Annotated in this window: 17 protein-coding genes; 16 read left to right on the forward strand and 1 reads right to left on the reverse strand. The window is 61.7% G+C overall.

Annotated features, from left to right (window positions below):
• Positions 1-181 precede the first annotated feature (181 nt).
• Positions 182-439: a GlsB/YeaQ/YmgE family stress response membrane protein gene (locus EN914_RS12395; protein WP_013531402.1), complete on the forward strand. Its 258-nt coding sequence runs from the start codon at positions 182-184 to the stop codon at positions 437-439.
• A 132-nt stretch (positions 440-571) separates the two neighbouring features.
• Here the strand turns inward: EN914_RS12395 and EN914_RS12400 are convergent, their stop codons facing one another.
• Complete coding sequence (locus EN914_RS12400) at positions 572-1,459, reverse strand: DMT family transporter (protein WP_024505803.1); 888 nt, start codon at positions 1,457-1,459, stop codon at positions 572-574.
• Positions 1,460-1,770: 311 nt separating this feature from the next.
• Here EN914_RS12400 and tuf point away from each other — a divergent pair, with 311 nt between their 5' ends.
• The 15 genes from tuf to rplE all read left to right on the forward strand — a co-directional run.
• Positions 1,771-2,946 (forward strand): elongation factor Tu, encoded by a 1,176-nt coding sequence (gene tuf, locus EN914_RS12405; RefSeq protein ID WP_013531404.1) that lies wholly within the window; start codon positions 1,771-1,773, stop codon positions 2,944-2,946.
• 69 nt (positions 2,947-3,015) lie between these two features.
• Positions 3,016-3,324 (forward strand): 30S ribosomal protein S10, encoded by a 309-nt coding sequence (rpsJ, locus tag EN914_RS12410; RefSeq protein WP_010909272.1) that lies wholly within the window; start codon positions 3,016-3,018, stop codon positions 3,322-3,324.
• Between the two features lie 61 nt (positions 3,325-3,385).
• Positions 3,386-4,114: a 50S ribosomal protein L3 gene (gene rplC, locus EN914_RS12415; protein WP_013531422.1), complete on the forward strand. Its 729-nt coding sequence runs from the start codon at positions 3,386-3,388 to the stop codon at positions 4,112-4,114.
• Positions 4,114-4,734: a 50S ribosomal protein L4 gene (rplD, locus tag EN914_RS12420; RefSeq protein WP_013531423.1), complete on the forward strand. Its 621-nt coding sequence runs from the start codon at positions 4,114-4,116 to the stop codon at positions 4,732-4,734. The genes rplC and rplD overlap by 1 nt, the downstream gene beginning before the upstream one ends.
• Entirely contained in the window at positions 4,731-5,024 is a 294-nt protein-coding gene (locus tag EN914_RS12425; RefSeq protein WP_013531424.1) for a 50S ribosomal protein L23, read from the forward strand. The genes rplD and EN914_RS12425 overlap by 4 nt, the downstream gene beginning before the upstream one ends.
• A gap of 22 nt (positions 5,025-5,046) precedes the next feature.
• The gene (gene rplB, locus EN914_RS12430; RefSeq protein ID WP_024505067.1) at positions 5,047-5,880 is read left to right on the forward strand and encodes a 50S ribosomal protein L2; all 834 of its coding nucleotides are present in this window, start codon (positions 5,047-5,049) and stop codon (positions 5,878-5,880) included.
• A 16-nt stretch (positions 5,881-5,896) separates the two neighbouring features.
• Positions 5,897-6,175, forward strand: coding sequence for a 30S ribosomal protein S19 (gene rpsS / locus EN914_RS12435; RefSeq protein ID WP_006205463.1), 279 nt, complete (start codon positions 5,897-5,899; stop codon positions 6,173-6,175).
• A 2-nt stretch (positions 6,176-6,177) separates the two neighbouring features.
• The gene (gene rplV / locus EN914_RS12440; protein ID WP_006205462.1) at positions 6,178-6,567 is read left to right on the forward strand and encodes a 50S ribosomal protein L22; all 390 of its coding nucleotides are present in this window, start codon (positions 6,178-6,180) and stop codon (positions 6,565-6,567) included.
• Entirely contained in the window at positions 6,567-7,292 is a 726-nt protein-coding gene (gene rpsC / locus EN914_RS12445; protein WP_013531426.1) for a 30S ribosomal protein S3, read from the forward strand. Before rplV ends, rpsC begins: the two co-directional genes overlap by 1 nt.
• 27 nt (positions 7,293-7,319) lie before the next feature.
• Positions 7,320-7,733, forward strand: coding sequence for a 50S ribosomal protein L16 (rplP, locus tag EN914_RS12450; RefSeq protein WP_013531427.1), 414 nt, complete (start codon positions 7,320-7,322; stop codon positions 7,731-7,733).
• Positions 7,734-7,746: 13 nt separating this feature from the next.
• Positions 7,747-7,947, forward strand: coding sequence for a 50S ribosomal protein L29 (gene rpmC, locus EN914_RS12455; protein ID WP_006205459.1), 201 nt, complete (start codon positions 7,747-7,749; stop codon positions 7,945-7,947).
• 11 nt (positions 7,948-7,958) lie between these two features.
• A complete protein-coding gene (gene rpsQ / locus EN914_RS12460) occupies positions 7,959-8,198 on the forward strand; it encodes a 30S ribosomal protein S17 (protein WP_010909280.1) in 240 nt (79 codons plus the stop codon).
• Between the two features lie 83 nt (positions 8,199-8,281).
• Positions 8,282-8,650: a 50S ribosomal protein L14 gene (gene rplN, locus EN914_RS12465; RefSeq protein WP_006205457.1), complete on the forward strand. Its 369-nt coding sequence runs from the start codon at positions 8,282-8,284 to the stop codon at positions 8,648-8,650.
• A gap of 12 nt (positions 8,651-8,662) precedes the next feature.
• Positions 8,663-8,977 carry a 50S ribosomal protein L24 gene (rplX, locus tag EN914_RS12470; RefSeq protein ID WP_013531428.1) on the forward strand — a complete coding sequence of 105 codons (315 nt, stop codon included), beginning with the start codon at positions 8,663-8,665 and terminating at the stop codon, positions 8,975-8,977.
• The coding region (gene rplE, locus EN914_RS12475; RefSeq protein ID WP_127389098.1) for a 50S ribosomal protein L5 at positions 8,970-9,545 on the forward strand (576 nt) is incomplete at its 3' end. The genes rplX and rplE, both read left to right, overlap by 8 nt.

Consider the following 9,545-nt stretch of genomic DNA (forward strand, 5'->3'; position numbering starts at 1 on the left):
GAGGTTTGGTGATGCTGCCGCCGGGAACGGCGTTGTCAAAAAGTCCCATCGTGGATCCTCCATAGCGACCAAGGCCCGACCCCTCCTCAACAATGAAGCATTCGGGCGGAATTTCAAGCTGGCTTGAGGTTTTGACAATCATATGAAAATGTTCGGCTGGCGAGGGGATGGAGAGGAAAAAATGGGTATCATCAGCTGGATCATTCTCGGCGTGGTCGCCGGCTTCATAGGCAGCAAGATCGTCAACAAGACCGGCCAGGGTGTCATAATGGATATCGTGCTGGGCATCGTCGGCGCCATTGTCGGTGGGCTGATCTTCAGTGCCTTCGGCGCATCTGGCGTCACCGGTCTCAACATCTACAGCCTGATCGTTGCCGTCATCGGGGCGGTGGTTGTTCTGTGGGCCTACCATCAGTTCAGCGCAAGGCGGACGCTTTAGGCGCCTGCGGATCGTCTGAGGTTTCGAGTTTCTGAAGGCAAGACCGGCTTCAGGCCGGTGTGCCCGGCTGTGGCTTGCCTATGGCATCGGGGCGGCGAAAACAAAGATCGGCGTTCCCGCAATGAAACGAGGCTAGGCGACGACGGCCAACCGGCGCTGGCGCTGATCCAGCGACACGATGGTCAGCCCGCTGCCGACGACCAGCAGGATGCCACAGATCGCCAATGTGTTGGGGAATTGCCCGAATACCAGCAGGCCCGAAATGACCGCCCAGACGGTGAAGCAATAGTAGAACGGCGCCACGGCGCTGGTCGGTCCGACGCGATAGGCCATGAAGATGAAGAAGTGGCCGAAGATCAGGAAGAATCCAGCACCTGCCATCAGCAGCAGGTGATGCGCCCCGGGCATGACCCAGCGCTCGGAAACAAGATGCGCGGCGCCGGCGCCGATCAGCACCACCACGACGGCGGAAATCGCCACGATCATCCCCGGCACCTCGGCCGAGACCCGCCGGCCGGCTAGGTCGCGCGCCGCTGCAAGGGCTGCGTTGCCGAGCGCCAGCAGGGCATAGACCGAAATGCCTTGCATGGTCGGCTGCGCCACCATCAGCGCGCCGACGAAGCCGAGCCCGATCAGCGCCATGCGCCGGCCGCCGATCCGCTCGCCAAACAGGATCGAGGAGCCAACCAGCATCAAGAGCGGCGTGATCTGGCCGAGCGCGGTGGAATCGGCGATCTGCATGTTGGCGAGCGCGACCACATAGCAAAGGATCGCCGCCAGCTCGAGCACGTTCCGGCTCAGGACGCGCTTGTCGAAGATCAGCGGGATCTGCTTGCCGTAGCCCAGCGCGAACAGCAGCGGGAAGCCCCAGAGGGCCGCCGCGGCACCCCGCAGAAACAGCACCTCATAAGACGGCAGGCCCGCCGTCGCGAGCTTCATCATTGTATCGTTGACGAGATACGACCCCGTCGAGACGATCATGAACAGCGGGCCGCGGACAGAGGCAGGAATGAAATGCATCCGGCCACAAGATCAGAGGCGGATGGCGGCGGCAATGGTCCATGGCCTGGCCATGATTCAGACAGGGCCGGGCAAGCAGGCCGGCGCTTTCGCGGCCTCGATCGGTCGGCCGCTACCCCTTCATTTTGCCCGGAGCCTTCCTATATCAGCGCCACATCCCCGCAATCGGATCGATGGTTCGGACTGAGTGAGACGGCACCCGGCCAAAAGACGCTTGTGTTTTTTGGCCTTTGTCGCTAATCGCCCCGCATTCGACTGAACTGAAGGTCTTCGACCGAACTGAAGATCCGGGCCGTCCAAGGAAAGAGACAATGGCCAAAGGTAAATTCGAGCGTAACAAGCCTCACGTGAACATCGGCACGATTGGCCACGTCGACCATGGCAAGACGTCGCTGACGGCGGCGATCACCAAGTATTTTGGCGAATACAAGCGCTACGACCAGATCGACGCTGCCCCTGAAGAGAAGGCGCGCGGCATCACGATCTCGACGGCTCACGTCGAATACGAGACGGCCAACCGCCACTACGCTCACGTCGACTGCCCCGGCCACGCCGACTATGTGAAGAACATGATCACCGGCGCCGCGCAGATGGACGGCGCGATCCTGGTCGTGTCGGCTGCCGACGGCCCGATGCCGCAGACCCGCGAGCACATCCTGCTGGCCCGTCAGGTCGGCGTGCCGTCGATCGTGGTGTTCCTGAACAAGGTCGACCAGGTCGACGACGCCGAGCTGCTCGAACTGGTCGAGCTCGAGGTTCGCGAGCTTCTGACCAAGAACGAATTCCCCGGCGACGACATTCCGATCGTCAAGGGTTCGGCTCTGGCTGCTCTCGAAGACTCGGACAAGAAGATCGGTGAAGACGCGATCCGCGAGCTGATGGCTGCGGTCGATGCCTACATCCCGACGCCGGTCCGTCCGCTCGACAAGCCGTTCCTGATGCCGATCGAAGACGTGTTCTCGATCTCGGGCCGCGGCACGGTCGTGACCGGCCGCGTCGAGCGCGGCGTGGTCAAGGTCGGCGAGGAACTCGAAATCATCGGCATCCGTCCGACGACCAAGACGACCTGCACGGGCGTGGAAATGTTCCGCAAGCTGCTCGATCAGGGCCAGGCTGGCGACAACATCGGCGCGCTGCTGCGCGGCGTTGATCGTGAAGGTGTCGAGCGCGGCCAGGTTCTGGCCAAGCCAGGCACGGTGAAGCCGCACAAGAAGTTCGTGGCCGAAGCCTACATCCTGACCAAGGACGAAGGAGGCCGTCACACGCCGTTCTTTACCAACTACCGTCCGCAGTTCTACTTCCGCACGACCGACGTGACCGGCATCGTGTCGCTGCCGGAAGGCACCGAGATGGTGATGCCGGGCGACAACATCACGGTCGATGTCGAGCTGATCGTGCCGATCGCCATGGAAGAGAAGCTGCGCTTCGCTATCCGTGAAGGCGGCCGCACCGTCGGTGCCGGCATCGTCGTCACCATCAAAGAGTAATTTGGACTTAAACCGATCTGTCGCGGGCGCGGGAGTTGCCCGCGCCGCGCCAGAACAAGGAAGTGACGCATGAACGGACAGAATATCCGCATCCGCCTTAAGGCGTTTGACCACCGCGTGCTCGACGCCTCGACGAAGGAAATCGTGTCGACGGCCAAGCGTACCGGTGCAAACGTCCGCGGCCCCATTCCGCTGCCGACGCGGATCGAAAAGTTCACGGTCAACCGGTCGCCTCACGTCGACAAGAAGAGCCGCGAGCAGTTCGAGATGCGCACGCACAAGCGTCTGCTCGACATCGTCGATCCGACCCCGCAGACGGTCGATGCTTTGATGAAGCTCGATCTGGCCGCCGGCGTCGACGTCGAGATCAAGCTCTAAGGGAATGAGAGCGCGGTAAGGGGCGGTGCCCCTGGCCCGGAACTCTAAAGGAATTGAACCGATGCGTTCAGGTGTGATTGCAAAGAAGGTGGGAATGACCCGCATCTATAACGATGCCGGGGAACATGTTCCCGTCACCGTTCTCCTGATGGAGAACTGCCAGGTCGTGGCCCAGCGCACGCAAGAGAAGAATGGCTACACCGCCGTTCAGCTCGGCGTTGGCCTTGCCAAGGTGAAGAACACGTCGAAGGCGATGCGCGGCCATTTCGCGACCGCTTCCGTCGAGCCGAAGGCGAAGGTCGCCGAGTTCCGCGTCTCCGCCGACAACATGATCGATGTCGGCGCCGAGATCACCGTCGAGCACTTCGTCGCCGGCCAGAAGGTCGATGTGACGGGCACGACGATCGGCAAGGGCTTTCAGGGCGTCATCAAGCGCCACCACATGGGCGGTGGCCGTGCAACGCACGGTAACTCGGTTTCGCACCGTACGCACGGTTCGACCGGCCAGCGCCAGGACCCGGGCAAGGTGTTCAAGGGCAAGCATATGGCTGGCCACATGGGCGACACCCGCGTCACCACGCAGAATGTCGAGATCGTGTCGACCGACGCCGACCGCGGCCTGATCCTGATCCGCGGTGCGGTTCCCGGATCGAAGGGCGCCTGGATCCTGGTCCGCGATGCGGCCAAGGTGGCACTGCCGGCCAATGCGCCGAAGCCTGCCGCGATCCGCGCCGTTGCTGCCGAAAGTGGCGCCAAGAACGAGGCTCCGGCCACAGAGGGAGCGGAATAATGGATCTCAAGATCACAACGCTGGGCGGCAAGGACGCCGGCAAGGTGGAACTCTCCGACGAGATTTTCGGCCTTGATCCGCGCGAAGACATCCTGCAGCGCGTCGTGCGCTGGCAGCTTGCCAAGAAGCAGCAGGGCACGCACAAGACCAAGGGTCGCGCCGAGATCGCGCGCACCGGCGCCAAGATGTACAAGCAGAAGGGTACGGGCCGCGCCCGTCACCATTCGGCACGCGCTCCGCAGTTCCGCGGCGGCGGCAAGGCCCACGGCCCGGTCGTTCGCAGCCACGAGCACGAACTGCCGAAGAAGGTTCGCGCTCTTGGCCTCAAGCATGCTCTCTCGGCCAAGGCCAAGAGCGCGTCGATCATCATCATCGACGAACTGAAGCTGACCGAGGCCAAGACGAAGGCGCTGATCGCGAATTTCGCGACGCTGGGCCTGACCAATGCTTTGCTGATCGGCGGCGCCGAGCTTGACAAGAACTTCAAGCTGGCGGCGACGAACATCCCCAACATCGACGTGCTGCCTATCCAGGGCATCAACGTCTACGACATTCTGCGCCGCGGCACGCTGGTCCTTTCGAAGGCCGCCGTCGAGGCTCTCGAGGAGCGTTTTAAATGACCGACCTTCGTCATTACGACGTGATCGTCTCGCCGGCGATCACCGAAAAGTCGACCATGGCCTCCGAGCAGAACAAGGTCGTCTTCAACGTCGCCAAGAAGGCGTCGAAGCCGGAAATCAAGGCCGCCGTCGAAGCGCTGTTCGGCGTCAAGGTGATGGCCGTGAACACGCTTGTCCGCAAGGGCAAGATCAAGCGCTTCCGTGGCACGGTTGGCCGCCAGAGCGACGTCAAGAAGGCGGTTGTGACGCTGGCCGATGGCCAGTCGATCGACGTCGCGACGGGTCTCTGAGCAAGGCCGCGAGGACAGAACAATGGCACTGAAAAAATTCAACCCGGTAACGCCCAGCACCCGTCAGCTGGTCATCGTCGACCGCTCGGGCCTCTACAAGGGCAAGCCCGTCAAGGGTCTGACCGAAGGCCTGACCAAGTCGGGCGGCCGCAACAATCACGGTCGCATCACCGCCCGCTTCATCGGCGGTGGTCACAAGCGTTCGTACCGCATCATCGACTTCAAGCGCCGCAAGTTCGACGTCGTCGGCACGGTCGAGCGCATTGAGTACGATCCGAACCGCACCGCCTTCATCGCGCTGATCAAGTATGACGATGGCGAGCTGTCCTACATCATCGCTCCGCAGCGTCTGGCTCCCGGCGACAAGATCGTGTCCGGTGAATCGGTCGACGTGAAGCCGGGCAATGCGATGCCGCTGGCTTCGATGCCGGTCGGCACCATCGTCCACAACATCGAGCTGAAGCCGGGCAAGGGCGCTCAGGTCGCCCGTTCGGCAGGTGGTTACGGTCAGCTGGTCGGTCGTGACCAGGGCATGGCGATCCTGCGCCTCAATTCGGGCGAGCAGCGTGTCGTTCACGGCTCCTGCATGGCCACTGTTGGCGCCGTGTCCAATCCGGACCACGGCAACATCAATGACGGCAAGGCCGGTCGCACGGTCTGGCGTGGCAAGCGCCCGCACAATCGCGGCGTGACCATGAACCCGGTCGACCATCCGCACGGCGGCGGCGAAGGCCGCACATCGGGTGGCCGCCATCCGGTTTCGCCCTGGGGCAAGCCGACCAAGGGCAAGAAGACGCGGTCCAACAAGGCGACCGACAAGTTCATCCTGCGCTCGCGCCATCAGCGCAAGAGCTAAGAAGAGGTAACGCCAAGTGACTCGTTCGATTTGGAAAGGCCCCTTCATTGACGGCTACCTTCTCAAGAAGGTGGACAAGGTTCGTGAAGGTGGTCGCAATGAGGTGATCAAGATGTGGAGCCGTCGCTCCACCATCCTGCCGCAGTTCGTCGGCTTCACCTTCGGTGTCTACAACGGCCAGAAGCATGTTCCCGTCTCGGTGAACGAGGACATGGTCGGTCACAAGTTCGGTGAATTCGCTCCGACCCGGACCTATTACGGTCACGGCGCGGATAAGAAGGCGAAGAGGAAATAATCATGGGCAAGGCCAAAGCTCCGCGCAGGCTTGCTGATAACGAAGCGCGCGCCGTATTGCGCACGATCCGTATCAGCCCGCAGAAGCTGAACCTGGTTGCCGCGCTGATCCGCGGCAAGAAGGTCGCGACAGCGCTTTCCGATCTCGAATTCTCGGCCAAGCGGATTTCCGGCACGGTCAAGAAGACGCTGGAATCGGCAATCGCCAACGCGGAAAACAACCACGACCTGGATGTCGATGCACTGATCGTGGCGGAAGCCTATGTCGGCAAGTCGATCGTCATGAAGCGGTTCCATGCCCGTGGCCGCGGTCGCGCCAGCCGTATCGAGAAGCCGTTCTCGCACCTCACGATCGTCGTTCGTGAAGTCGAAGAAAAAGGGGAGGCCGCATAATGGGCCAGAAAGTCAATCCGATCGGTCTTCGCCTCGGCATCAACCGCACCTGGGATTCGCGCTGGTTCGCGAACACCGGCGAGTACGGCAAGCTGCTGCATGAGGACATCAAGATCCGCAAGTATCTCGAGAAGGAGCTCAAGCAGGCTGCCATCTCGAAGGTCGTGATCGAGCGTCCGCACAAGAAGTGCCGCGTCACCATCCATGCCGCGCGCCCGGGTCTGATCATCGGCAAGAAGGGCGCCGACATCGAGAAGCTTCGCAAGAAGCTGATGGAGATGACGAAGTCCGAGACGCACCTCAACATCGTTGAAGTGCGCAAGCCGGAGATCGACGCGACCCTGGTCGCCCAGTCGATCGCCCAGCAGCTCGAGCGTCGTATCGCGTTCCGCCGCGCCATGAAGCGTGCCGTTCAGTCGGCGATGCGCCTCGGTGCCGAAGGCATCCGCATCAACTGCGCCGGCCGCCTCGGCGGCGCCGAGATCGCGCGCATGGAATGGTATCGCGAAGGCCGCGTGCCGCTGCATACGCTGCGTGCGGACGTCGACTACGGTACGGCCGAAGCGCACACGGCTTATGGCATCTGCGGCGTCAAGGTCTGGGTGTTCAAGGGCGAGATCCTTGAGCATGACCCGATGGCTTCGGAGCGTCGGGCCAGCGAAAGCGATGCAGCGCATGGCGGTGGTGGTGATCGCGAACGCGGTCGTCGTCGCGAAAACGCCTGAGACATTTAGGAATTTGGAGTTAGAACGATGCTGCAGCCAAAGCGCACAAAGTTCCGCAAGCAGTTCAAGGGCCGTATCCATGGTACCGCAAAGGGCGGCACCAACCTGGATTTCGGTGGTTTCGGGCTGAAGGCGCTTGAGCCGAACCGCGTCACCGCACGTGAGATCGAGGCGGCCCGCCGCGCGATCACCCGTGAAATGAAGCGCGCTGGTCGCGTCTGGATCCGTATTTTCCCGGACGTGCCGGTCACTTCGAAGCCGACCGAAGTCCGCATGGGTAAGGGCAAGGGCGCGGTCGATTACTGGGCGGCGCGCGTCAAGCCAGGCCGCATCATGTTCGAGATCGACGGCGTCAATGAAGAAACCGCCCGTGAGGCACTGCGTCTCGGCGCGGCCAAGCTCTCGGTCAAGACGCGCTTCGTGCAGCGCATCGCAGAATAAGGACGGGCTGATCATGAAAGCCGAAGACATCCGGACCAAGACCCAGGACCAGCTGACCGACGACCTGGCCAGCCTGAAGAAGGAGCAGTTCAACCTGCGCTTCCAGAAGGCCACCGGCCAGCTCGAGAAGACCGCGCGCGTGAGACAGGTTCGTAAGGACATTGCGCGTATCAAGACCATCGCTGCGGAAAAGTCCGCGGCTAAGAAGGCTTAAGGACGAAAACCATGCCAAAGCGCATTCTGCAGGGCACCGTCGTCAGCGACAAGAACGAGAAGACGGTTGTCGTCAAGGTCGAACGGCGCTTCACGCATCCCGTGATGAAGAAGACCGTGCGCATGACCAAGAAGTACAAGGCGCACGACGAGAACAACGCCCACAAGGTTGGCGATCAGGTGTTCATCCAGGAATCGAAGCCGATTTCCAAGGACAAGCGCTGGATCGTCGTGTCTTCGGACCAAGCCTGACCTCGGGCGTAAACAACGAATTTTGGACAGACCGGGGAGGGGCTTTGAGCCCATCCCGTTAGAAGAGAAGAAGGCGGCCAGTCATGATTCAGATGCAAACAAACCTCGACGTCGCGGATAATTCCGGCGCCCGTCGTGTCATGTGCATCAAGGTGCTGGGCGGCTCGAAGCGGAAATACGCTTCCGTGGGCGACATCATCGTGGTGTCGATCAAGGAAGCCATTCCGCGCGGCCGCGTGAAGAAGGGCGATGTGATGAAGGCGGTCGTGGTTCGCACGGCCAAGGACATTCGCCGCCCGGACGGCAGCGTGATCCGTTTCGACAAGAACGCGGCCGTTCTCGTCGACAACAAGAAAGAGCCGATCGGCACGCGTATCTTCGGACCGGTTCCGCGCGAACTCCGCGCCAAGAACCACATGAAGATCATCTCGCTCGCGCCTGAAGTGCTGTAAGGAGCCGGACCAATGCAAAAGATTAGAAAAGGCGACAAGGTCGTCGTGCTGGCCGGCAAGGACAAGGGCCGTTCGGGCGAAGTCCTCTCGGTACAGCCGAAGGAAGACACCGCGCTGGTGCGCGGCGTCAACATGATCCGCCGTCACCAGAAGCAGTCCCAGTCCCAAGAGGGCGGGATCATCACCAAGGAAGCGCCGATCCAGCTGTCGAACATCGCGCTGGCCGACCCCAAGGATGGCAAGCCGACCCGCGTCGGCTTCATCTTCCAGAAGGACGGCAAGAAGGTGCGCGTCGCCAAGCGCTCGGGAGAAGTCATCAATGGCTAAGGCTCAAACCACGAAGCCCAAGGCTGAAAGCAAACAGTCCAAGGCTCAGAACACGCCGCGCCTCAAGCAGGTCTACAACGAGACCATCCGCAAGGCGCTGCAGGAACAGTTCGGCTACGACAACGAGATGCAGGTTCCGCGCATCGACAAGATCGTGCTGAACATGGGCGTCGGCGAAGCGACCGCCGATTCGAAGAAGCCTTCGATCGCGGCCGAAGACCTGGCGATGATTGCCGGCCAGAAGGCCGTCGTCACCCGCGCCCGCAACTCGATCGCCGGCTTCAAGGTCCGCGAGAAGATGCCGATCGGCGCCAAGGTCACGTTGCGCAAGGAACGGATGTATGAGTTCCTCGACCGTCTCGTGAACATCGCACTGCCGCGCGTCCGCGACTTTCGCGGACTGAATCCGAAGAGCTTCGATGGCCGTGGCAACTACGCCATGGGCATCAAGGAACACATCGTGTTCCCGGAGATCAACTACGACAAGGTTGATCAGATCTGGGGCATGGACGTCATCGTTTGTACGACTGCGAAGACGGACGACGAAGCCAGGGCATTGCTCAAGGCC

Origin of the sequence: Mesorhizobium sp. M7A.F.Ca.CA.001.08.2.1, from assembly GCF_003998455.1 — a bacterium.
In the GTDB taxonomy this organism is placed as follows: domain Bacteria; phylum Pseudomonadota; class Alphaproteobacteria; order Rhizobiales; family Rhizobiaceae; genus Mesorhizobium; species Mesorhizobium ciceri.